Below are 23184 nucleotides of genomic sequence, written 5' to 3' on the forward strand. Positions count from 1 at the left end.
ATGAAACACACAAGATCGCAGTTTAAAGGGCATACGATAGAAGTCACAGAGTTTCTTTATGGACAGAATTCAACGCGCTTAAGCCGATGGTTGGTCATCTGGCAATCCAAGCAGCTCTGGTCTGGGGTAACTGGCTGGACGTTCTGAGAGGAAAACAGGCATTTGTTTGCAGAGCTTACTTCAAGCCCGTTGGCGCAACACAGTGCTCTACCCAAATCCAAGGAACCACTGAATGATGAACGCGTTGGCCAAATCCACAAAAAACGCTGAGACTAACGGCAACACTATGAACGCGACTGGCGAAGGACCATAGCGTTGTGTGACCGCAGTCATGTTTGCGATGGCGGTTGGCGTTGCGCCCAAAGAGAAACCAGCGAACCCTGCCGATATCACAGCTGCGAAATAGTTTTTCCCCATCAGACGGAAGACGATGAAAATGATGAACGCTACAGCCGCAATGGATTGCAAGAGCATGGTTGTGATCAGCACGCCAGCGCTGCTGGCAAGGGTCCATAACTCCATGCTCATCAGCGACATTGCCAAGAACACGGACAGGCTGAATTCGGAAATCACGTTCATCGCAGGGGTTCGCGCCGGCCATGAGAGCTTTGGAAGCAGCGGCGGCAACAAGTTCGATAGCAGGATACCAGTTAAAAGGCAGGGTACGAATAAAGGCAGTTTGATCCCCGCCGCCTCAAGTGCTTCGAAGGCTGAATATCCAATTCCAATGGCGACGTGAATCCAGAGCACGCAATTCATCAGGTCAACATGGGTCAGGGTCGATGGTTGGTCGGTGGCTGGTTCCGCAACCGTCGCGACCTCCTCTTCAACGTCCGGGGCACTTGTCAGATCGTTCTTTTGGATGAGAAATCGGGCGATGGGACCGCCCAGAACGCTGGCTAAAATCAGACCAACTGTGGCAGTGGCTATTCCCAGTTCTGAAGCGCCAGTGACTTGATAGCTGTTTTCTATGGTTGGGCCCCAGGCAATGGCTGTGCCGTGACCACCAATCAAAGATGCGGTACCCAACAGCACACCTGCTTGTGACGGCAAGCCGAACACGAGCGCACCAACCATGCCAACCACATTCTGCACGAGCATAAAGGCAATCGTGAGCCCTAGCATGAGCACAAGAAGGGGCCCACCTTTGAGCAGGTCAGCGAAACGGGCGTTGAGACCAACTGTTGTGAAAAAGTAGACCAGCAAGAAATCTCTGGCGCTTAATTCGTAACTTATCGCCCGGCCCGTGGCCAAAACTACAAGCAGAGCCAGAACGGCGGCCAAGAGGCCTCCGCTGACGGGTTCTGGGATGCTGTACTTGGACAGGACGGCATAGCGACGGGTCAGCCGTGCGCCGAGGAAATAGACCAATATCCCAATTGTAACGGCGCCAAAGCTGTCGATTTCTATAGGATCAAGCAATTCCATTGTGTTTTGTGCCCTCGTCCAAGCAAGTCAATTTGGTCAGTTGTGTCAGGATTGGTTTGGAACCTTTGAAGTCATCTAGTAATGCGTTGGGATCGCTTACGTTTACCAACGTATTGTCGGCAGACCAACTACTCCCGGCAACTCTTGCAGCAATCTCTGAAAACAAGCAGGCAAAAAACGCCACTAATTGCACCGGAACGAAAGGTGTCTCGAAACACCGTTTCTCAGACATAACGGCGGGTCTGCCATAGATGTTCAGGTGGTGCTCAGTTGAACCGGAATGCTCAGTCGCGGCAATTTCGAATGGCGTTAGAAAAGCGCCAAGCTTCCCCGGTATATCAATGTCGTTTGTGGCGGCTTCCACCTCTTCAAACAGATGATACGTAACTATTGGGTGGCTATGTGCTTCGGGCTCATCGAACGAGGATCGAGAAATTCCCAAGCGTGTTAGCAATTCATCGGCGTCCGGACAGGCAGTATTCAACGTGCTCAAGAACGGTCGCGCTGACGACAACCGGATCAAGGGCTGCGCAGGGCCACTCATGTTCGACCCTCGGAATGTGCAAGGTTCATTATTCACCTCGTAGCTATTTTTTGGAACCAAAACAGGATTCCGGGATCTGAAAATTTACGCCAAAAGACGCAACTCGGTGACCGAAACTATCATGCATTGCTGATATTCTGATGTCTAAATGTTTTAAGGTCATTCGTTCGTCGGCCCCGGAAAACACTGTCCAGCTGCACTAAAGGCCGGTTGTTCACTAGCAATCAAATTGGACCCCTCGTGTGGGGTTGATCACGTGTAAGTCGACACCGAAATGGTGAATGCCCAAACTTGTGGGCCAGATTCAAAGGCTTTCTGCAAGGAAGTCAGTGGTGCCATGCAGCGTTATGAGCATACCTGCATTGGGTTGTAGATTTGCGATGTGTTTTGCACATACCCACAGAACGGCCATGTCCGGGGTGAGCCGCCAACAGTCGGACATGTGTGTAACTCCAGTGCAAAAGTGTAATGGGAAACCGGCGAATTTCTGCCGGAGCTTAACAGGGCTCTTTTCATAACGCGCATTATCGCCTTAAAATTTCTTCACCACTCAAACCTACACCGAAGTTTCTTGCTAAACAGGACCAGCAAAACGACGATTTGGCCGCTGCTGACCGGCACATCCCGCGCTGTGATTGCGATGGGATTTTTTGCGTTTGTCTCGGCCTGCGCGCAAAGCCCGAGCGACGCGGATCTCGATCCGGAACGTCAGCTAGTGGCGCTTCAAGAGGTCTCGAAAAAACACGCTCGGGGGCAAAGAGTTTGGTGTGTGCCCTACGCACGTACCCTGAGCGGAATCGAAATCCGAGGTAATGCAAAGGATTGGTGGGGGAAAGCACGCAATAGTTTTGCACGAGGCAATGAGCCGGTTGTTGGTGCGGTTATGTCCTTTCGGGCAACGCGCGGTATGCCACTTGGCCATGTGGCCGTGGTGTCTGACATTGTCACCGAACGGGAAGTCATCGTGAATCACGCCAACTGGCACCGTAACAAGGTATCCTTGAAAATGGGCGTCAGGGATGTGTCAAAAAACAACGACTGGACGATGGTCCGGGTCGAAAGCCAGCCGGGCCAGTACGGTAGTTTCTACCCGGTGAATGGGTTTATTTATCCTGGCGGGGCCGAGTAAGCCAATCCGATTTCGCGTCGCGGCCATGTGCGACCCGGCCGATCAACCAGCTTGGGCCGTTAATAGCGGCGGTGCACGCGCTTTTGTGAAACCACGTTTCTTTTCTTTTGGCGCTCACGCAAGAAGACAAACAATCCCGATCCCAAGATCAGCGTGATACCAATTGCGACCGGCAGGTTTGGCAATTCGCCCCAGATTGCCCATCCCCAAAAAATCGCCATTGGAAGGCCGACATATTCAAATGGAGCCACCGTGGCAGCATCTGCCAAACGGTAAGCCTGGCCCAGGCAATAGCCGATGATCGCGGAATTAAACCCAAGCCCGACAAACAACCACCGATCGGTACCTTCTGGCCAGACCCAGGCTCGAAGTAGAAAAACCAGGCTTTCGTTCTCGAACGCTGAGGCGAAACGTCCATCTCCCGCCACCGACCAGAATAACAAGCTGACGACGATGAAACACGTTTGAATGTAGACAGCCATAGCCGAGGCTTTGGATTTTGCGCCAAGTAAGCGGGTAAGCACGTTGTTAAGCGCGTAGGTAAAAGCCGCGACAACCGGAAGGGCGTACATCACCAGGCCAACGTCACGTGTGCCACCGGCCTCCCACGGGCGAGTCATTATTATAACGCCTACGAAACCTACAATTACGGCACCAATTCGCATGGGGCCAACTTTTTCCCCGAGTAATGGGATGCTGAGCAGCGTTATCATCAAGGGCGCGACAAAGAACACCGCAGTCGCTTCGGCCAGAGGCATAACAGCCAAGGCTGTAAAGAACGTCAGATTGGCAACGACGATGAGCGCTCCTCGCAAAAGGTGGAGCCCCGGCTGATCTGTTTTCAAGATTTTCCAACCGCCTTCCATCTGCACCAGGGCCAAACTGAACCCGATTCCGATCAGCGATCTCGTGAAGACCATTTGATGCAAAGGGTAACCACCCGACAGAAACTTGATCACCATGTCGTTGACAGAAATTGCCAAAATTCCGATCAGAATGAAAACAATACCAGCTGTCGGGTTTTGCAACTTTTGGCCTTCGGTCATGGAGCGTCCTTTCAAATGGCCACTAACACGGGCCATCTAACGGGTCACGTCACTTTGCGACCCTCTGTGGTCGTAGCTCGCATTCCATGCAGTGTTGGTGCCAGTTTGGGTTTGGGAGAGTGCGCCAGATCAAAACAGGTATTTCGTTTCAAGCCTGGCCCGATGACATCAGGTTTATACGTAACGGAAGTCTAGAAACCGTTGCTCGGTTGCCTCTAACTTCGCGTGGCAGGAAGACAATATGGGCGGCACTGTCGGATGTTCGGGAAAATAGTGAAAACACTTGGCGTTTTGACGTTTGTGGGTGGAGCAGGCTTGATTGGGTACCTGCTTGTCGCGCCACCGGATCTGTTGAAGGTTGGCACAAATTACTCTGCCAAAATCGTTTGTTCGAACGTTTTCATTGCCGGACGAGACCCTGATGAGGTGCTGGCCGTTGATGTGCAGGCACCGGGGCATCCGCTGCTCAAGCAGGTCTCGATCGACGTTGATCAAGAGGCGCAATCGGTGCAAGCGCGGCTGTTTCGGTTCTTTGCCCCGGCGACATCGCAGTTCCGCGAAGGGCTGGGCTGCACCAATGTTCATGATGCGGCCCTGAGTGATCAGTCGTTGGTTCCCCCCAATCGCCCCGCACAAGGCCTTTGGCCAGCAGGCGATGAAGATCCGCTGTCGCAGGACCCGCAGATTCAAAGCATCATGTCTGATGAGGCTTTGCTTGGCGAAGGATACCGCGCTGTTGTGGTAGTTCGAAATGGGCGCATTGTGACCGAGGCGTATGCCGATGGGTTCGACGCGCAAACCCCTCTGCTGGGTTGGTCCATGACCAAAACGATAACGGCTGGATTGATCGGCACTTTAGTTGAAACCGGTCGGATGAGCCTTGCGGACAATCTGGTCGACAGTTTTCCGGACTGGGCCAAGGATTCGCGCCGGGGCATTACTGTGGCCGATATGTTGTCCATGACCGGCGGTTTGCAATGGGACGAGGAATATGGCGACGTTTCGGACGTCACGCGGATGCTGTATCTCGGTAATGATATGGCTGCCTTTGCAGCGGAACGAGTGCCCGAAGCCAAACCCGGCACAGACTTCAATTATTCCTCGGGAACAACCACGGTTCTTTCGCGGGTGTGGCAAGATAAGCTGCCTGACGGTGGGCTGACATATCCGCAAACGGCTCTGTTTGCGCCACTGGGTATGGCCTCGGCGATCCTTGAGACAGATGCCAACGATACGTTTATCGGGTCCAGCTATATGTATGCCACGGCCCGTGACTGGGCCCGGTTTGGTCAGCTTTTGTTGCAAAAGGGAGTTTGGGACGGCGCCCGGATCTTGCCCGAAGGTTTTGTGGACTGGATGGTCGAGCCTGTTGATGCCTCGGACGGGCGCTATGCCAAAGGGCACCTTTGGTTGGAAGCCCCCGGAGATTTTCCACCGTTCGAAGATGCCTATTGGCTGCAGGGGCACGATGGTCAGTTCATCGGCGTTTTCCCGTCGCATGACATGGTTGTTCTAAGGATGGGGCTGACGCCATCCCGGTTTGGCTACTCTTCCTTGCCGTTGGCGCAGGCGTTGACTACAGCCTTTGGGGACGATTCGTCTTAACAGACCTCTTCATCCCGCGCTTGCGATGGTAACGACCTTGGCAGGCTGCAACCGGCTCAGGACACCGGGTCGCAGGTCTGGGGCTTGCATGTGGCGCAGTTTTAGTATACCGCCGCATACAAATTGAAAGTGCCGGCCTTTTGACTGCCGGTACACCCAGCTAAATGGTCGGACCCGTCATGAGCCTCTATACTGATTACCTGAATGAAATCGAAACCCGCAAAGAGCAGGGCCTGAGCCCTAAACCCATCGATGACGGGGCTTTGGCGAAGGAAATCATTGATCAGATCCGTGATCCCCAGAACGACCATCGCGCAGACTCGCTGAACTATTTCATCTACAACACGCTGCCCGGCACAACCAGCGCGGCCGGCGAAAAGGCTAGCTTTCTGAAAGAGATCATTCTGGGCCAAGCTGACGTCGAAGAAATCTCGCAGGACTTTGCGTTCGAACTGCTGTCGCACATGAAAGGTGGCCCCTCGGTCGAGGTTCTTCTGGATCTTGCGCTGGGTGATGATGCTGCAATCGCAGGCAAGGCAGCCGAGGTATTGAAAACGCAGGTCTTCCTTTATGATGCGGACACAAACCGTCTGAAGGCCGCGCTTGAGGCCGGCAACACAATCGCGCGGGACATTCTGGAAAGCTACGCCAAGGCTGAGTTTTTTACCAAGCTGCCTGACATCGACGAAGAAATTGAAATCGTCACATATGTGGCTGCCGAGGGCGACATTTCTACGGACCTTCTGTCACCAGGCAACCAGGCGCATTCGCGTGCTGACCGCGAATTGCACGGCAAGTGCCTGATCTCGGAAAAGGCGCAGCAGGAAATCCAGGATCTAAAGCTTCAGCACCCCGGCAAACGCGTCATGCTGATTGCTGAAAAGGGTACCATGGGTGTAGGTTCCTCGCGTATGTCCGGCGTGAACAATGTGGCGTTGTGGACGGGTAAGCAGGCCAGCCCATATGTGCCCTTTGTCAATTTTGCCCCAATTGTTGCGGGTACAAACGGCATCTCTCCGATCTTCCTGACCACCGTCGGTGTGACCGGCGGCATCGGTCTTGACCTGAAAAATTGGGTCAAGAAGGTGGACGAAGACGGCAACGCGATCCTGAACAACGATGGCAACCCGATCTTGGAAGAAAAGTATTCGGTCGCCACAGGCACAGTTCTGAAGATCAACACCAAAGACCACAAGCTGCTGAGCGAGGATGGCGATGAGCTGGTTGACGTGTCCTCGTCCTTTACCCCGCAAAAAGTGGAATTCATGAAGGCCGGGGGCTCTTACGCCATTGTCTTTGGAAAGAAGCTGCAAACATTTGCGGCCGAAACGCTGGGCGTCGAAGCGCCTTTGGTCTTTGCTCCGTCCAAAGAAATCAGCCATGAAGGTCAGGGCCTGACCGCTGTCGAGAAGATCTTTAACAAGAACGCGGTTGGCACAACGCCGGGTAAGACCCTGCACGCCGGATCGGACGTGCGCGTGAAGGTCAACATCGTTGGGTCGCAGGACACCACAGGCCTGATGACCATGCAAGAACTTGAGGCGATGGCAGCCACTGTTGTGTCCCCGATTGTTGATGGGGCTTATCAGTCGGGCTGTCACACTGCGTCGGTCTGGGACGCCAAGGCGCAAGCCAACACGCCGCGTCTGATGAAGTTCATGAATGACTTCGGCCTTGTCACCGGTCGTGACCCGAAAGGCGTCTATCATTCGATGACCGACGTGATCCACAAGGTGCTGAACGACATCACCGTGGACGACTGGTCGGTCATTATCGGCGGAGATAGCCACACGCGTATGTCCAAAGGTGTGGCCTTTGGGGCCGACTCGGGCACCGTGGCGCTGGCACTGGCAACGGGTGAAGCATCGATGCCGATCCCGGAATCGGTCAAGGTGACCTTCAAGGGCCAAATGGCGGATCACATGGATTTCCGCGACGTGGTTCACGCCACACAGGCGCAGATGTTAGAACAGCACGGAGATAACGTCTTCCAAGGCCGGGTGATCGAGGTTCATATCGGTACGCTGTTGGCGGACCAAGCGTTCACCTTCACCGACTGGACGGCCGAGATGAAGGCCAAGGCTTCGGTCTGTATCTCGAATGACGAGACCCTGATCGGTTCGCTGGAATTGGCCAAGTCACGCATCCAGATCATGATCGACAAAGGCATGGAGCATGAAAGTGGCATGCTGCAAAAGCTGATCAACATTGCTGATGCGCGTATTGCTCAGATCAAGTCTGGTGAAAAACCGGCGCTGCAACCCGATGATAACGCAAAATACTTTGCCGAGGTTGTTGTGGATCTGGACCAGATCAACGAACCAATGATCGCTGACCCCGACGTGAATAACGCCGATGTCTCTAAGCGGTACACCCACGATACGATCCGCCCGATTTCATACTACAACGCTGAAAAGCATGTGGATCTGGGCTTTGTCGGCTCTTGCATGGTGCATAAGGGTGACATCAAGATCGTTGCCCAGATGTTGAAGAACCTAGAAAAGGAAACCGGTAAAGTCGAATTCAAGGCACCGCTGGTGGTCGCGGCCCCGACTTACAACATCATCGATGAGCTGAAGGAAGAAGGCGACTGGGAAGTGCTTGAAAAATACTCGGGCTTCGAGTTTGACGACCTGTTCCCAAAACAGAAGGCGCGCACCGAGTACGAGAATATCCTGTATCTCGAACGCCCCGGCTGTAACCTTTGCATGGGCAACCAGGAAAAAGCCGCCAAGGGTGACACTGTTCTGGCCACCTCGACCCGTCTGTTCCAGGGCCGCGTCGTGGCCGATGCACCCGACAAGAAAGGCGAAAGCCTGCTGGCCTCGACCCCGGTTGTGGTGTTGTCTGCCATTTTGGGTCGGACGCCCAATATCGACGAATACAAGACCGCTGTTGAAGGCATCGACCTGACTAAGTTCGCGCCTTCGGTTGAAAAACCAGCTGGCACGAAGTCGGCGCACTTCTAAACACGGTTTTTTGAAACCAAGCATGGATCGCCTGGGCGCCACTTCAGGTGACCGGGCGTTTTTTGTAGTGACGGCCATGACCGATTTCAAACGGACGCCCGTCGCCCCTATAGTATCGGTAAAGGTCCTCGGGTCTTGGTTTGCCGAAGAACAAAATTGCTTCGGGTGTCGCGAACAAGACCAGATTTCAACAAACGTTGCATGATAAACACCTCCAGATCCTCGGGCGTCTTGGCGTAGACCTTTAGGATGAAATCATGATCCCCGGTGATCGAGGCGCATTCGACGATCTGCGGCTCTGTTTCGACCAGACGCAGAAAATCCGCGATGCTCTTTTCCTGGTGATCTTTGAGCGCGACATGGACATAGGCGATGGCATTCAGGCCAACGGCCTTAGCTGGTACCTGCGCGCGATAACCCGTGACCACTCCGCTTGCTTCAAGATCGCGTACTCGTCGCCAGCATTGCGAGGCCGACAACCCGGTTCGATCTGCCAGTTCCTGCATCGACAGACGTCCACTGATCTGAAGCTCTCGGAGAATATCTATATCAGCAGGATGAAGCATTTGTTTCACTTATTGTCACCAACCGGATTAATTGTTTCATTTTAGTGAAATAAATTCAGTTATCAAAACAAATCCACCGCGCCGGGCGCGGTATCCTGTATTTAAGCAGGAGGAAACGGATGCCCAAATCGACCAAGTACGTTGCCAAGGTCGCTGACGCGCGCGGCCGCATAGCCTATACCGACGAAGAAAACGCTGTCTGGGCCGATCTTTACGCAGCGCAGGCGGATAATGTGCAGCGCTATATGGCGCGCGAATACCTGGACGGGCTTGCCCGGCTGGACTTGCCCAAAACCAAGGTGCCGTGCTGCGCGGATATCTCGGATCGGTTGCTGGACCTGACGGGGTGGCGGGTGCAGCCAGTACCGGCGCTGATCGGTTTCAAGACTTTTTTCGGTATGCTGGCGGATCGCGTTTTTCCCGCAGCTTCGTTTATCCGGTCGCGCGAGGATTTCGACTATATCGAAGAACCGGATATCTTTCACGAGATCTTCGGTCACACCCCATTGCTGAGCGACCCGCGTTTTGCCGCGTTTAGCCACGCCATCGGGCAGGCAGGCCAGCAGGCGACAGATGCGGATTACGCTTGGCTGATCAGGTTGTACTGGTTTTCCATCGAGTTTGGTTTACGCCGCCAGGATGGCCAGATCAAAGCACTGGGATCGGGCTTAGCGTCTTCTCCGACCGAGCTGGTTTATGCCGTGAGCAGTGACATTCCAGATCGGGACCCGTTCGATATCCTAACCATCTTGCGAACACCGTACCGTATCGACATGCATCAGATGGGCTATTTTGTTCTGGATGATCCCGAGGATTTGTTCGAAGCGGCCGAGCGCGACCTTCTGGCCGATATTCGGAACGCGCGTGGTTTGGGGCTGCTGCCCAACAAGTTTCCCGCAAAGGTCGCGGCAGCCGAGTAATCACGCAGTCCACCGTCAGGCGGACAGGTCTTTGTACATGTATGTCGTCGGCTCCAACCTGGGTTCGAACGGGTTTTGGCAATATTTTGGTATTTCCCCCACAATCTGAAACCCAAGGCTTTCGTACAGCAACCGAGAGGGATCGGTTCTGCGTGTGTCCAGCACCAAAGTCGAGCGGTGCAAGTCGCGCGCGCGTTGAAATAGGGTCTCCATCAAAACGCGGCCATATCCGCGGCGCCTGGCGTTCGGATGAACCAAAAGCTTGGCCACATCGGCACGGTGGGGTTGGTTGGGCATTGCCGCTGGTATCAATTGCGCGGTGCCCACAACGCGTGGACCGTCATACGCTGCAAAGATTTCCAATGCACCTGCGTTCACGCCGGGCCGCACGTTTTGTTGCCAATAGTAGCGCGCGTCTTCTTGGGTGAACGGCAGGATAAAGCCAATACTGGCCCCGTCATGAACACAGGTGTGCAGAATCTCGGTCAGGTCATCCAGTGCCGCATCAAATTCGGATCCGGTTAAACGTGTGATCATACCAGCACCAGAAGATACCGGGCGCCCCGCGTTGTGCCTGTTTCGAACCGGGTCGGGCCAGACAGGTGATAACGCATACAATCCCCTGCGTTCAGGGTGTGTGGTGTTCCGTCGACCGTCAGCGTAAGCGCGCCGTCGACCAGAATGAGGTGATGCTCTTGCCCGGATTTGGGGGGCGTATCATAGGTGATGACCGTGTTCCGAGGCAGGTGGCCTTCCACCACTTCGGCGTTCAGACCATTCGCGGGGGGGGACACTGCACGGCGGGTGTAGCCTGTTTCAGGGTCGCTCCATTCGGCTTGGCGTTCAAACGGGATCTTGGGGTCAAAACTGTCCTCGACCATCATAAGCAGACGTGACATCGGCAAGTCGTAAGCCGCGCAGAGACGGCCAAGGTTTTCTGCCGTTGGGCTTACATCACCTTTTTCCATACGAGATAGTGTGGCACGGCTTATGCCGCTGTGTTCAGACAACTGGTCCAGAGACCACCCGCGCCCGCGACGCAGCTCATTCAGTCGATTGGCAAGGCGATTTGAAAGGGTGTCGAGCATAGGCAGTTAGTAGAAAATTTCTCAGATATGAGAAAAATTATACGAAATAAACAAAATGTAAACAAAAAAGAGCGCGAGAATCTCGCGCCCTTCATGGGTATTAACGATTTGGGCGGTTACTTCCAGCCAACCTCGTTAAAGATCTTTTGCGCTTCGGGGATGTTCTTGGCAACCTCGGACAGGTTCACTTCGTCAGCCTTGAACTCACCCAGGGTGGCAACCGACTCGGCCAATTCGACGCTTGAAACGGCCGGGTATTCATCGTTCCCCGCAGAGAAGTACCGCTGCGCCTGATCGCTTGCCAAATATTCAAGGAACAGGACCGCGTTTTCCTTGTTCGGTGCATGTGCCGCAACGCCGCCGCCCGACAGGTTCATGTGCGCGCCATAGCTGTCCTGGTTGGGGAAAGCCCAGCCGATCATGTCGCGATCCGCCGAAAGACCTTTGACATCTTTGCGGACCGCGCGCGCAAAGTAATACGTGTTCGATACAGCGATGTCACATTCACCCGAAACGATGCCGCGTAGCTGGTCGGTGTCACCCCCCTGTGGATCACGTGCCATGTTGGCGACGATACCTTCTGCCCAGGCTTTGGCCGCATCCGCGCCTTCATGGGTAATGATCGATGCCAACAGGGTTTGGTTGTACGTGTTGGTCGAAGACCGGATGCAGATCAGACCCTTGTATTCCGGCTTGGCCAGATCGGCATAGGTGGCCGGTGGGTTGGTGACGTTTTCCTTGTTGTAGAAAATAATCCGACCACGCTGCGAAAAGCCGAACCACTGATTGTCACTGTCTTGCAGGTTACCAGGAATACGCTCTTCCAGAGTTGCGCTTTCGATCGACTGCAGGATACCAGCGTCCTTGGCGCGCGCCAGACGTGAGGTGTCAACGGTCAGCATTACGTCTGCGGGCGAGTTGGCGCCTTCTGCTTCCATCCGCGCGATCAGCTCGTCGGCCTTGCCTTCGATTCGGTTGATGGTGATGCCAGTGGCCTCTTCGAAATCGGTGTAGAGGCGCTCGTCAGTGTCATAGTGGCGCGATGAATACAGGTTCAGTTCACCTTCAGCGACAGCGGTGGTGGCAACCAATGCCGACAGGGCGGCAGCCAGGCAGGTTGTGGATTTCAGCATAGTGTACTCCAACAATTGAATTTCGTGTCGGAGATTAACCCGACTGTTTTGCTCAATTATACTATTTCACATTGGATGCAAGAAATTCCGACAGTTTTACTTGGTCAAAATGGTCGCAAGTCTGCTTTTCTCTAATTTTCAGGATTCTTTTCACGATAAAGGTGCCAAAAAAACAAAAAAAACCGCGCTCGAAGGCGCGGTTTCTGAAAACGATTTTTCGCAGTTCTTAGCCTTGGCGGGCTTTGAACTTGCGCTGCGTCTTGTTGATCACGTAGACGCGGCCTTTGCGACGCACAATACGGCAGTCACGGTGCCGGTTCTTGAGCGAGCGGAGCGAGTTCTTGACCTTCATGGGTCTGTCTCCAATCTGCGGCGCCTTCATCAAGGACGTGGCCAGCGCCTGGGTTAGCGGGTGCCCCGGAAACCCGGAACAGTGAAACGATGGTGGGCGGTACAAGGATCGAACTTGTGACCCCTTCGATGTCAACGAAGTGCTCTACCGCTGAGCTAACCGCCCACTTTCCCTTTGCGTGCCCAGCCCCATAACGAAATGGGGCGCGGATCACCGCGCCGGTAGCGGGGTCTATAAAAGGAGTCGTTCAGGGGTTCAAGGGGTTTGGAAGAACAATTTTCCAGTCTATGTTGATTACGAACATGGAGAAATCATGCAGAACGCAGCCTTTGTATTGGATATGCCCGAAAACCGCAGTTCATGCGTGGTTTTTTCGTCCCCTCATAGCGGGCGAGAGTATCCGGCGGCCTTTCTGAAGCGTTCGGTTCTGAATCAAAACGTGATTCGTTCATCCGAAGATGCCTTTGTGGATCAACTATTTGCGCCTGCTGCTGAATACGGTGCGCCGTTGATCAAAGCGGCCATGCCCCGCGCATATCTGGATTTGAATCGCAGCCTGGATGAACTTGACCCCGCCCTGATCAGCGGCGCGCGCCGGCATGGACATAATCCACGGGTCGCTTCGGGGCTGGGGGTGATTCCCCGCGTCGTGGCCAATGGTCGGGCGATCTACAGCGGAAAGCTGACCATGGATGAGGCGCGGCTGCGTATCGACACCTACTGGCGCCCTTATCACGCGAGATTGAAGTCTTTGCTGAACGAATCGCATGAAAAGTTCGGTCAGGCGATTTTGGTGGATTGCCATTCTATGCCGCATGAGGCGGTTTCGATGGCCGGTACAGCCCGCAGCAAGCGGCCCGAAATCGTGCTGGGGGATCGGTTTGGCGCGTCGGCGTCTTCGGAAATTGTGGATCTGGTTGAATCGGCCTTTGTTTCGGCAGGTCTGAACGTAGCGCGCAATGCACCGTTTGCCGGGGCTTATGTCACTCAGACTTACGGACGTCCCGGTCGCCATCAGCATGCAATCCAGATCGAGATCGACCGCGCACTCTATATGGACGAAGAGAGGATCGCACCAAACTCCAATTTCATGGCGTTTGCGAAACTTCTGCGGCAGGTGGTGCGCGAGATTGCCAACATCGGAGCGGACTCGGTTCGTCTGGCGGCCGAGTAACCTCAGCGCAGCGCGCGACCTTTCACAATGGCGTCTGAGCCGAACCTTTGGCGGATCTCGTCAGTTGCACGTTCAGCCTGCGATCTGCGGGATGCACCAGGATCAAGCAGATCACCCGACATATCAGCTTGATCAGCCGGGCACAGATCAGACAGGCCGCATCCCAAAAGCCGATAGGGTCCCTGATCACCCACCTGATCGAACAGCCCCTTTGCCGTGCGATAGATCCGGTCGGCAATCTGCGTCGCATCCCGAAGGGACACGCGTCTTGTCAGGGTTTTGTGATTGGCCTTCTTGAGCTTGAGCGTGACAACCCGCCCTGCAAGATCCTTGGCCTTGGCCCGGTCCGAGACTTTCAGGGCCATGCGCCACAGATGTCCGTCTAAAATTTCAGGGTTAGCTGTGTCTTCGAAAAATGTGGTCTCGTTGCTGATGGATTTCATAGGCTCATGGGCCGAGACACGCCGTTTGTCCTGTCCCCGGGCCAGATGCCACAGGCGATACCCCATCGCTCCAAAGCGCGCGGTGAGCGCCTCCTGATCCCACCGCAGCAAATCGTTGAAGCTTCGAATCCCGGCCCGTTCCAGCGACTCTTGCGCTGCGGGGCCAATACCCCAGATCAGCCGCACAGGTTTGTCGTTCAGAAAATCTGCCGTCTCGGCTTTGCCGATCACAGAGAAGCCGCGCGGCTTGTCGAGATCAGACGCGACCTTGGCGAGGAATTTGTTGTGGCTCAGCCCGATAGAGCCGGTCACGCCCAACTCTTCCTTCATTCGTTTGACCAGCCGCGCCAGCATGATCGCGGGGGGTACCCCGTGCAATCGCTCGGTGCCGGAAAGATCCATGAATGCCTCGTCCAGAGACAGCGGTTCCACGACCGGCGTCAATTCATCCATCATGGCGCGTATCTCGCGCGATACTTCGGCATACACAGACATGCGTGGTTTGATCACGACGGCTTCGGGGCAGAGTTGGATAGCCTTGAACATGGGCATCGCCGATCGGACGCCGCGTATGCGCGCCACATAACACGCCGTCGATACAACTCCCCGCTTCCCGCCACCTATGATGACGGGCTTGTCCGCAAGCTCGGGATTGTCACGCTTTTCCACTGATGCGTAGAAGGCGTCGCAATCCATATGCGCGATGGACAGGTCAAACAGTTCAGGGTGCGACTTGACCCTTGGGCTGCCGCAGGCTGCACAGCGACGTTCGTTCCTTGAAGGTGTCAGGCAATCTCGGCAAAGACCGGGCATCTGCGTCCTCATGCGCTCCGCAGTTGGCTTGGGGTTTCTCTATAACATTCCTCAACTTCGATCATAGGTCATTGAGGAAAAGAAAACCCCCCGCAATGTGGCGGGGGGAAGTAACGAACCTCAGGAAGAAATGGTCCGTTGGGGAGTAACTTCCCCAAAGAATCGCTAAGTTTTTCGGTTTTCGATAGGTGGAAGGCCGTGTCGCCAAAACTCACCTTTTGAATGTGTGTTTTCTGGCACAGGGACGATTTGGCGCGGTTCTGCAAAAAATTGACGTAACGTCAACTTGTTGCGGTGAAACTCGAACACGAAAACCGTCCGAAACACTTGAAATGGTCAGTGCATTTTCAGAGAATTTAACTCGGCCAGAACAGCCTCGGCGGCGGTTTTTGGATCTTCTGCCTGATAAATCGGACGGCCCACGACGATGTGATCCGCACCATTCCGAATCGCGTTGGCCGGTGTTGCTACTCGTTTCTGATCACCAAGTGCTGCGCCTGCTGGACGCACACCGGGGGTGACAATCAGGCGACCGTCGGCCTGAGGCAGTGCGCGGATCAGGGCAGCCTCCTGCGGGCTGGCGATAACGCCATCAGCCCCGGCCTCCAGCGCTTTGGCTGCGCGTTCGACCACCAAGTCCTGCACGTCGCCAGCTTTGATCAGGCTGGCGTCCAGATCGTCGCGGTTCAGCGAAGTCAGGATGGTCACAGCGAGAATTTTCAAGTCTTTGCCCGATGCACCTTCTTTGGCGGCGCGCACAACATGTGGGTCGCCATGTACAGTCAGGAAATCCAGATCGAACTGCGCCAGCCCCCGCACTGCGTTTTCAACCGTATTGCCAATGTCGAACAGTTTCATGTCCAGAAAGATACGTTTGTCGTGGTCCTGTTTCAGCTCATTGGCCAAAGCCAGCCCGCCACCCGTCAACATGCCCAAGCCGATCTTGTAGAAGGACACGCTGTCGCCCAGCCGTTCAGCCATGGCCAGACCCTGCAGGGCGTTAGGGACATCGAGGGCGACGATAAGGCGATCATCGGACATGGGGCGCTCCTTTTTGGCAAACGTCTGCCTCCTAGCGGGTTCGGGCGGTTCTGTCCATCTTCGAAGCCGGGCGCGGGCACGTTCATTTTGTGCTATCGTGCCGGGTATTGAGTATTTGATTTCACAGCAAGGGACAGAAAATGAAAAAGCTGGTTGTGCTGGGCGTATTGGTTGCGCTGGCTGCATGTGACGAAACCCCGCCCGAAACACCGGAAACCGGGGCTGCTCCTGCACCCACAAATGATGATCTGCGTCTTGTGGGTGGCTACAGGTCCGAGGATGATTGGTGCCAGCTTACGGGCGAAACGGGTTTTACCGTGGAATTCCTGGACCATACGGCTGATCTGGTGTCATGCCCGACAGGAAGCGCGGCGGCACAGTCCCTCGTGGATGATCTGGGTGCGGTTCAGGTCGCCGAGACCGGAGGTTACACCGTCTACACCATACAGCGCGAATAACGGCGATTTCTGCGTCTTAGCCTCTTGAACCGGCAAAGATATTTCCCAGATTGAATGTGAGGCTTCGACCGATATGTGCCGCCAAGCGGGCATGTCAAAACGGGGCGCTTGGAAAAGGAGAATATCATGGACTTGAACAAGTTCACCGAGCGGGCACGGGGATTCGTGCAGGCTGCGCAGACCATTGCGCTGCGCGAGGGGCACCAGAGGCTGGAGCCAACACATATACTCAAAGCATTGATGGATGACGATCAGGGGCTGGCGAGCAACCTGATCACACGTGCTGGCGGCGCGCCCAACCGCGTGGTCGAGGCGCTGGACGTCGCGATGGGCAAAATCCCGAAGGTCAGCGGCGACGCGAGCCAGATTTACATGGACGGACAGACCGCCAAAGTTCTGGACGAGGCTGAGAAGATCGCCACCAAAGCGGGCGATAGCTTTGTGCCGGTTGAACGGGTGCTGATGGCGCTGTGCATGGTGAAATCCAAAGCTAAGGACGCTTTGGAGGCTGGTGCGGTGTCTGCCCAGAAACTCAATGAGGCGATCAATGACATCCGCAAGGGTCGCACCGCTGATACCGCATCGGCGGAAGAGGGCTATGACGCGCTCAAGAAATATGCGCGCGATCTGACTGAAGCTGCGGCTGAAGGTAAGATTGACCCGATCATCGGGCGGGATGAGGAAATCCGCCGCTCGATGCAGGTTCTGTCGCGCCGCACCAAGAACAACCCGGTTCTGATCGGGGAACCTGGCGTGGGTAAAACCGCGATTGCCGAGGGAATGGCCCTGCGCATCGTCAACGGCGACGTGCCGGAATCGCTGAAGGACAAGAAGCTGCTCGCGCTCGACATGGGCGCGCTGATTGCTGGCGCGAAATACCGTGGTGAGTTCGAAGAACGACTCAAGGCCGTTCTGACCGAAGTCACTGAAGCCGCCGGTGAGATCATCCTGTTCATCGACGAAATGCATACGCTGGTTGGGGCCGGGAAGTCCGACGGCGCGATGGATGCTGCCAACCTGATCAAACCTGCGCTTGCCCGGGGTGAGCTGCATTGTATCGCCGCGACCACGCTGGACGAGTATCGTAAATACGTCGAAAAAGACGCGGCCCTTGCGCGCCGGTTCCAGCCTGTGATGGTGACCGAGCCAACCGTCGAGGATACGATCAGCATCCTGCGGGGTATCAAGGAAAAGTACGAGCTGCACCATGGCGTACGCATCTCGGATTCGGCATTGGTGTCGGCAGCGACGCTCTCGCATCGCTATATCACTGACAGGTTCCTGCCAGATAAAGCCATCGACCTTGTTGATGAGGCAGCGTCGCGCCTGCGGATGGAGGTGGATAGTAAGCCGGAAGAGCTCGACCAGCTGGATCGCCAGATCCTGCAGATGCAGATCGAGGAAGAGGCGCTGAAGCTTGAAGACGACGCGGCCTCGAAGGACCGTCTGGAAACCTTGCAAAAGGATCTGGCCGACCTGCAGGAGAAATCTGCCGAGATGACGGCCCAATGGCAGGCCGAACGCGACAAGCTGGCTGGTGCCCGTGATCTGAAAGAGCAGCTCGACAAAGCGCGGGCTGATCTGGAAATCGCCAAGCGCGAAGGTAACCTGGCCAAGGCCGGTGAGCTGTCCTATGGCGTCATCCCAGAGCTTGAGAAAAAGCTGACCGAGGCCGAAAACGCCGAAAGCAACGCCATGATGGCCGAGGAAACGGTGCGCCCGACGCAGATCGCTGCTGTGGTCGAACGCTGGACGGGTATTCCGACCTCGAAAATGCTGGAAGGTGAGCGCGAGAAGTTGCTGCGGATGGAAGACGATCTGCATTCTCGCGTGATCGGTCAGGATGCAGCGGTGACCGCTGTCGCCAATGCCGTACGTCGTGCGCGTGCGGGGCTGAACGACGAAGGTCGTCCGCTGGGCTCGTTCTTGTTCCTTGGGCCGACTGGTGTGGGTAAGACAGAGCTGACCAAAGCCGTGGCGAACTTCCTGTTCGACGACGACAATGCGATGGTCCGTATCGACATGTCCGAGTTCATGGAAAAACACGCGGTTGCCCGTCTGATCGGTGCCCCTCCGGGCTATGTCGGCTATGACGAAGGCGGTGTGCTGACCGAAGCCGTGCGGCGCAGGCCCTATCAGGTTGTGTTGTTTGACGAGGTCGAAAAAGCGCACCCGGATGTGTTCAACGTACTGTTGCAGGTTCTGGATGATGGTGTGCTGACCGATGGTCAGGGCCGTACCGTGGACTTCAAGCAGACATTGATCATCCTGACCTCGAACCTCGGCTCTCAGGCGCTGAGCCAATTGCCCGAAGGAGCGGACAGTGCGCAGGCACGGCGCGATGTGATGGATGCGGTCCGGGCGCATTTCCGGCCCGAGTTCCTGAACCGTCTGGACGAGACCATCATCTTTGACCGGCTCAAGCGGGCCGACATGGATGGCATCGTCGATATCCAGATGGCACGTCTGCAAAAACGTCTGGCCGCCCGCAAGATCGAGTTGGTGCTGGACGACGGTGCCAAGGAGTGGCTGGCCAATGAAGGCTATGATCCGGTCTTTGGCGCGCGTCCGTTGAAGCGTGTGATTCAGCGCGCCTTGCAGAACCCGCTGGCCGAAGCGCTGCTGGCCGGCGAGATCAAGGATGGAGAGACCGTTCCGGTGACCGCCGGGACCGATGGTCTGATCATAGGCGACCGTTTGGGCACGTCAGACCGACCTCGCCCGGATGATGCCGTGGTGCATTGATCAAAACGGAAAGAAAGACCCGCTGTTTCAGCGGGTCTTTTTTCAGCATCTACCATATATCAATGCCTGATGTTCCATTGCGCCCATAAACCTCAGGGCTGCCGAGGTGGCGGTATGGTCAGACCTGCGTTGTAGCTTTGCTCCAGAAGGGCTTCGCGACGTCCTTCTGACCCTGTGGATCCACAGAGGATTTCCAGCTTGCGGGGCGAGAACCCAAAATATCCGAACGTGCCCTGTGTCCAGAGGGTCTCCATTGCATTCAGATATCCGGCGTCCTTCATTTCGTCGGATCGCGCGCCAGCGGGTATCAGCAAGACTCCGGATCTGGGCCGTTGCAGCGACTTTTCGCGATCATCCAACTGATCCTATGCCCAACCCCATGACCAGACGCGGTCAACCCAACCTTTCATCATTGACGGCATCCCCCACCAGAAAAGCGGAAACGCGAGACAGATCGCATCCGAGCGAGAGATCCGTTCTTGTTCGGATCGTATGTCTGCAAGTGGTGCGGACGCCGAATCCCCGTCTATGTCCGCCACAGTCCAACGCGGATCGAATTCCTCGGCATGCAAGTCAGCAAATTCTGTCGTGTGACCGGCTGCCTTCGCACCATCCATGAACATCCGCGCTGCGGCGGCGGTAAATGAGTTTGGGTCTGGATGGTCAAGGACGGTCAGGATGTGCATGATCGGGACTTTCTGATTCAATCTGGCTTTCCCGAGGCACCTTGATTGCTCAAGGTACCTTTAGGTCAAGCAGAACATCCTGACAGCTGGGGATCAGTTCAAAACAGGCTCACCATCAGGGTGAGCCTTAATTTTGTTTTGTGCAGTTTTTTACACTAGCGCAAAAATCCGCGCTGGGCCGCCGGTACCACCCGCGTGTTTTGGTGCGCCAATAACAAGCGTCGCGCCGGATGCCGGCACCCGGTCCAGATTGGCCAGGCATTCAATCCCAAACCGACCTGAAGGCAGCCACGCATAATGGGTGGCAAAATCTGCCGACATGCCGTGATCCAGCGACAGCGTATCCACAGCAATCGACCGCGCGCCGGTATCTGCCATCAGCATCTGCGCCGCTTCGACATGAAAGCCGGGATAGTGCTGCGCTTCGCCATCGAAGTTGCGGAACTCATCTGTGGCTGTTTTTCCGCCCCAGCCGGAATGCATCGCCACGCAGGCACCGTCAGGGATGTCTCCGTTCGCCGATATCCATGCCTTCAGATCGTCTGGCGTGACTCGTGTGTCTGCGTCCTCAGCCGCGCGGGCGGCGATATCGACTACACATAATGGCGCGACCAGGTCGTTGACCGGGATCTCATCGACCGATGTGCCATCCGCGGAAAAGTGCAGCGGGGCGTCGATATGGGTGCCTGTGTGTTCATTGATCGACAAATTGAACAGGTTGAAACCGTGATCTGCAAAGTTGAAAGCCTGTTCTGCCGAAATGCCAGGGTCACCGCCCCATGTCGGAAATTCCGGGCTGAGCGTGTGGGTCATATCCTCGATGCCGCCATGTCCTGCGGCCAGCGATGCGGGGGCCGTACCACCGGTTGCGACGGCGGCAACGCCTGTCGCAGCTGCAGCTTTGAAGAACCCGCGCCGAGACAGCATCCTGTCCTTGACGGCATTCATTACACAGATGTCACACATAGTTCTTCCTCCCTTTTGCGGCGAAACGGCTACAATAACAGACAAGCAACGCGCAGGAACGCGTGCGATGCCTGCGTGACAGAGTGCAGTCCGGTAGGCGCTTTTGTAAAGGTTTCCGATAAATAGCTCGGCCAAAGCAGTCGAAAAGAAGAGCTGAACAGGCAGAATGCTCCGGTCTTTTCGAGGCGTCCGATTTGAGAACGTTACAGTCACTTCGCTCAATCGTTACGCCTGTTTCGCTGGCGCTGTGCTATCAGCGCATTAAGTCAAGACTGACACGTGGACACGACGGAGACATACATGGCGCATCGCTGGACCAATACTTTGACACAAGCCGACGTCACGCCAAAGGCGGCGTTCCTGAACCGGCGGCAGGTGATGGCCGGTTTGGCGGGTGTTGGGCTAACCGCGATGGCGCGCCCGGCTGCAGCGCAAGACGCGTTGGAACCGAATACATGGGAAGAGATCACGAGCTACAACAACTATTATGAGTTCGGGACCGGAAAAGATGACCCTGCTAAGTATGCCAGTTCTCTTGTGACCGAACCCTGGAGCGTCAAGATCGACGGCTTGGTGGATCGCCCGGGTGAGTATGACTTTAAGGATATTCTGTCTGAGATGACCATCGAAGAGCGGATCTATCGTTTCCGTTGTGTTGAAGCGTGGTCAATGGTCATTCCGTGGAACGGTTTCGAACTCGCCGACCTGCTGAATATGGCCGGAGTTCAGGAGAGTGCGAAATATGTGGCCTTTGAAACCGCGTACCGCCCGGATGAGATGCCCGGAACACGCTTCCCCATTCTTGAATGGCCGTATCGTGAAGGCTTGCGTCTGGATGAGGCGATGCACCCTCTGACGTTCATAGCCACCGGAATTTACGGGAAAACGATTCCGAACCAGAATGGCGCGCCTTTGCGTTTGGTGGTTCCGTGGAAATACGGGTTCAAGTCGATCAAATCGATCGTGCGCATCACGCTGACCGATGTAGAGCCGCCCACAAGCTGGAACATGTCGAACCCCCGCGAATACGGGTTTTACAGCAATGTGAATCCGAAGGTTGATCATCCGCGTTGGTCTCAGGCGTCCGAGCGTCGCATTGGCGGCGGTCTGTTTGCCAAACGAATCCCCACTCTCATGTTCAACGGCTACGAGGAAGAGGTCGCCAGCCTGTATGAAGGCTTGGATCTGGCCAAAAACTACTAAGCCCATGCAGGCCGTGAACCAGATATTCCGCCGTATTCCGGTATGGGCCATTTACCTGCTTGGCGCGCTACCTGCGCCCTGGCTGTTTTTCCTCGGCCTGTCCGGGGGGCTGGGTATCGACCCGATCGAAGCGCTGGAGCATCGCTATGGCGAACTGGCCCTGCAACTTTTGATCGCTGGCCTGGCAATCACGCCCCTGCGCCGGTTTGCGGGTCTGAACCTGATGAAGTTCCGGCGCGCGATTGGAGTGCTGACATTTTCATATGTCAGTTTGCATCTTCTTGTTTGGCTGATCTTGGATGTACAGCTTCCCAGTCAGATTTGGGCGGATATTCTCAAGCGTCCTTATATCACGGTCGGCATGGCGGCCTTCCTTCTTATGGTGCCGCTCGCGGTGACATCCAACAATTGGTCGGTGCGCAGGTTAGGGACGCGTTGGCGCAAGCTCCACCGTTTGGTGTACCCAGTCGCTCTTTTGGGTGCCTTGCACTTTGTGATGCTGGCCAAAGGGTTCCAGATCGAGCCGCTTGTCTATCTGACGATCATTCTCACACTTCTTGCTTTGCGTTTGCCGACTCCTAGACTCGTTTCCGGAAGCAAAACTGCAGACTCCGCCTGACTCGACGCCGAGTCTGTGGGTAACCGTGTGCATAAAGGGGCAGGGCTCTGAAGTTTCGAGTGTTCTTGGCTGGTTTGGGCGGTTTTAGGCGAGAGAATACCATCATATCTATTTGATTTTAAATGTAAAAATTTGCATCAGAGAAAAACTTTTGATTTTTTGTTTTTTTGGGTTGCGGGTTTTGGGAGTAAACCTTAGAACCCCCTTCACCGGCGCTGCTGAGGCTCTGGGACGCTGCGGAAGCGGCGGTGACACA

23 protein-coding genes and 1 tRNA gene are annotated in these 23184 nt (G+C 55.5%); 9 read left to right on the top strand and 15 right to left on the bottom strand.

The features are described 5' to 3' along the window. Positions 1 to 207 precede the first annotated feature (207 nt). The 3 genes from gltS to GS632_RS20695 all read right to left on the bottom strand — a co-directional run bounded on the left by gltS (position 208) and on the right by GS632_RS20695 (position 2414). The gene (gene gltS, locus GS632_RS20685) at positions 208 to 1428 is read right to left on the bottom strand and encodes a sodium/glutamate symporter (RefSeq protein ID WP_171181927.1); all 1221 of its coding nucleotides are present in this window, start codon (positions 1426 to 1428) and stop codon (positions 208 to 210) included. After that, the gene (locus GS632_RS20690; protein WP_171722409.1) at positions 1415 to 1972 is read right to left on the bottom strand and encodes a hypothetical protein; all 558 of its coding nucleotides are present in this window, start codon (positions 1970 to 1972) and stop codon (positions 1415 to 1417) included. The genes gltS and GS632_RS20690 overlap by 14 nt, the downstream gene beginning before the upstream one ends. A 304-nt stretch (positions 1973 to 2276) precedes the next feature. After that, on the bottom strand, positions 2277 to 2414 hold the full coding sequence (locus GS632_RS20695; RefSeq protein WP_171181923.1) for a hypothetical protein: 138 nt from the start codon (positions 2412 to 2414) through the stop codon (positions 2277 to 2279). A 129-nt stretch (positions 2415 to 2543) separates the two neighbouring features. On the opposite strand from GS632_RS20695, the gene GS632_RS20700 reads away from it, so the two are divergent. Continuing rightward, positions 2544 to 3101 carry a CHAP domain-containing protein gene (locus GS632_RS20700; protein WP_245223323.1) on the top strand — a complete coding sequence of 186 codons (558 nt, stop codon included), beginning with the start codon at positions 2544 to 2546 and terminating at the stop codon, positions 3099 to 3101. A gap of 59 nt (positions 3102 to 3160) precedes the next feature. Here GS632_RS20700 and GS632_RS20705 read toward each other — a convergent pair whose 3' ends face one another. Beyond that, positions 3161 to 4147, bottom strand: coding sequence for a DMT family transporter (locus tag GS632_RS20705; RefSeq protein ID WP_171181922.1), 987 nt, complete (start codon positions 4145 to 4147; stop codon positions 3161 to 3163). Positions 4148 to 4405: 258 nt separating this feature from the next. On the opposite strand from GS632_RS20705, the gene GS632_RS20710 reads away from it, so the two are divergent. Both GS632_RS20710 and GS632_RS20715 read left to right on the top strand, forming a co-directional pair. Then, on the top strand, positions 4406 to 5752 hold the full coding sequence (locus GS632_RS20710) for a serine hydrolase (RefSeq protein ID WP_171722410.1): 1347 nt from the start codon (positions 4406 to 4408) through the stop codon (positions 5750 to 5752). A 179-nt stretch (positions 5753 to 5931) separates the two neighbouring features. Next, positions 5932 to 8721, top strand: a complete 2790-nt coding sequence (locus tag GS632_RS20715) for a bifunctional aconitate hydratase 2/2-methylisocitrate dehydratase (RefSeq protein WP_171722411.1) — start codon at positions 5932 to 5934, stop codon at positions 8719 to 8721. 107 nt (positions 8722 to 8828) lie between these two features. Here GS632_RS20715 and GS632_RS20720 read toward each other — a convergent pair whose 3' ends face one another. Further along, positions 8829 to 9287: an Lrp/AsnC family transcriptional regulator gene (locus GS632_RS20720; protein WP_171096703.1), complete on the bottom strand. Its 459-nt coding sequence runs from the start codon at positions 9285 to 9287 to the stop codon at positions 8829 to 8831. Between the two features lie 95 nt (positions 9288 to 9382). Between GS632_RS20720 and GS632_RS20725 the strand changes: the two genes are divergently transcribed. Beyond that, complete coding sequence (locus tag GS632_RS20725; RefSeq protein ID WP_256368534.1) at positions 9383 to 10207, top strand: phenylalanine 4-monooxygenase; 825 nt, start codon at positions 9383 to 9385, stop codon at positions 10205 to 10207. A gap of 15 nt (positions 10208 to 10222) precedes the next feature. On the opposite strand, the gene GS632_RS20730 is transcribed toward GS632_RS20725, so the two are convergent. The 5 genes from GS632_RS20730 to GS632_RS20750 form a co-directional block, all read right to left on the bottom strand. Continuing rightward, positions 10223 to 10744 carry a GNAT family N-acetyltransferase gene (locus tag GS632_RS20730; RefSeq protein ID WP_171722412.1) on the bottom strand — a complete coding sequence of 174 codons (522 nt, stop codon included), beginning with the start codon at positions 10742 to 10744 and terminating at the stop codon, positions 10223 to 10225. After that, positions 10741 to 11295 carry a helix-turn-helix domain-containing protein gene (locus tag GS632_RS20735; protein WP_171181911.1) on the bottom strand — a complete coding sequence of 185 codons (555 nt, stop codon included), beginning with the start codon at positions 11293 to 11295 and terminating at the stop codon, positions 10741 to 10743. Before GS632_RS20735 ends, GS632_RS20730 begins: the two co-directional genes overlap by 4 nt. Before the next feature lie 116 nt (positions 11296 to 11411). Then, on the bottom strand, positions 11412 to 12428 hold the full coding sequence (locus GS632_RS20740; RefSeq protein ID WP_171722413.1) for a Fe(3+) ABC transporter substrate-binding protein: 1017 nt from the start codon (positions 12426 to 12428) through the stop codon (positions 11412 to 11414). A gap of 226 nt (positions 12429 to 12654) precedes the next feature. Next, positions 12655 to 12780: a type B 50S ribosomal protein L36 gene (ykgO, locus tag GS632_RS20745; RefSeq protein ID WP_008755722.1), complete on the bottom strand. Its 126-nt coding sequence runs from the start codon at positions 12778 to 12780 to the stop codon at positions 12655 to 12657. A 90-nt stretch (positions 12781 to 12870) separates the two neighbouring features. Continuing rightward, a tRNA-Val gene (locus tag GS632_RS20750) sits at positions 12871 to 12945 on the bottom strand. A 148-nt stretch (positions 12946 to 13093) separates the two neighbouring features. On the opposite strand from GS632_RS20750, the gene GS632_RS20755 reads away from it, so the two are divergent. Then, entirely contained in the window at positions 13094 to 13954 is an 861-nt protein-coding gene (locus GS632_RS20755) for an N-formylglutamate amidohydrolase (RefSeq protein ID WP_171722414.1), read from the top strand. Between the two features lie 2 nt (positions 13955 to 13956). Here the strand turns inward: GS632_RS20755 and GS632_RS20760 are convergent, their stop codons facing one another. Together GS632_RS20760 and pyrF are read right to left on the bottom strand one after the other, a co-directional pair. After that, positions 13957 to 15210: a DNA polymerase IV gene (locus GS632_RS20760; protein WP_171237859.1), complete on the bottom strand. Its 1254-nt coding sequence runs from the start codon at positions 15208 to 15210 to the stop codon at positions 13957 to 13959. A gap of 336 nt (positions 15211 to 15546) precedes the next feature. Beyond that, the gene (pyrF, locus tag GS632_RS20765; RefSeq protein ID WP_171722415.1) at positions 15547 to 16251 is read right to left on the bottom strand and encodes an orotidine-5'-phosphate decarboxylase; all 705 of its coding nucleotides are present in this window, start codon (positions 16249 to 16251) and stop codon (positions 15547 to 15549) included. A 140-nt stretch (positions 16252 to 16391) separates the two neighbouring features. Here pyrF and GS632_RS20770 point away from each other — a divergent pair, with 140 nt between their 5' ends. Further along, positions 16392 to 16709, top strand: coding sequence for a hypothetical protein (locus GS632_RS20770; protein WP_171181903.1), 318 nt, complete (start codon positions 16392 to 16394; stop codon positions 16707 to 16709). Between the two features lie 126 nt (positions 16710 to 16835). Further along, positions 16836 to 19454, top strand: coding sequence for an ATP-dependent chaperone ClpB (gene clpB / locus GS632_RS20775; protein WP_171722416.1), 2619 nt, complete (start codon positions 16836 to 16838; stop codon positions 19452 to 19454). 92 nt (positions 19455 to 19546) lie between these two features. On the opposite strand, the gene GS632_RS20780 is transcribed toward clpB, so the two are convergent. The 3 genes from GS632_RS20780 to GS632_RS20790 form a co-directional block, all read right to left on the bottom strand. Then, complete coding sequence (locus tag GS632_RS20780) at positions 19547 to 19768, bottom strand: hypothetical protein (RefSeq protein WP_171722417.1); 222 nt, start codon at positions 19766 to 19768, stop codon at positions 19547 to 19549. Positions 19769 to 19819: 51 nt separating this feature from the next. Next, positions 19820 to 20161, bottom strand: coding sequence for an NAD(P)H-dependent oxidoreductase (locus tag GS632_RS20785; protein WP_171722418.1), 342 nt, complete (start codon positions 20159 to 20161; stop codon positions 19820 to 19822). Between the two features lie 129 nt (positions 20162 to 20290). After that, a complete protein-coding gene (locus GS632_RS20790; protein WP_171722419.1) occupies positions 20291 to 21106 on the bottom strand; it encodes a cyclase family protein in 816 nt (271 codons plus the stop codon). Positions 21107 to 21406: 300 nt separating this feature from the next. Here GS632_RS20790 and msrP point away from each other — a divergent pair, with 300 nt between their 5' ends. Next, on the top strand, positions 21407 to 22309 hold the full coding sequence (msrP, locus tag GS632_RS20795; protein WP_171722420.1) for a protein-methionine-sulfoxide reductase catalytic subunit MsrP: 903 nt from the start codon (positions 21407 to 21409) through the stop codon (positions 22307 to 22309). 4 nt (positions 22310 to 22313) lie between these two features. Next, the gene (gene msrQ, locus GS632_RS20800) at positions 22314 to 22928 is read left to right on the top strand and encodes a protein-methionine-sulfoxide reductase heme-binding subunit MsrQ (RefSeq protein WP_171722422.1); all 615 of its coding nucleotides are present in this window, start codon (positions 22314 to 22316) and stop codon (positions 22926 to 22928) included. The last annotated feature ends 256 nt before the right edge of the window (positions 22929 to 23184 follow it).

The organism is Ruegeria sp. HKCCD7296 (assembly GCF_013110775.1).
Lineage (GTDB): Bacteria > Pseudomonadota > Alphaproteobacteria > Rhodobacterales > Rhodobacteraceae > Ruegeria.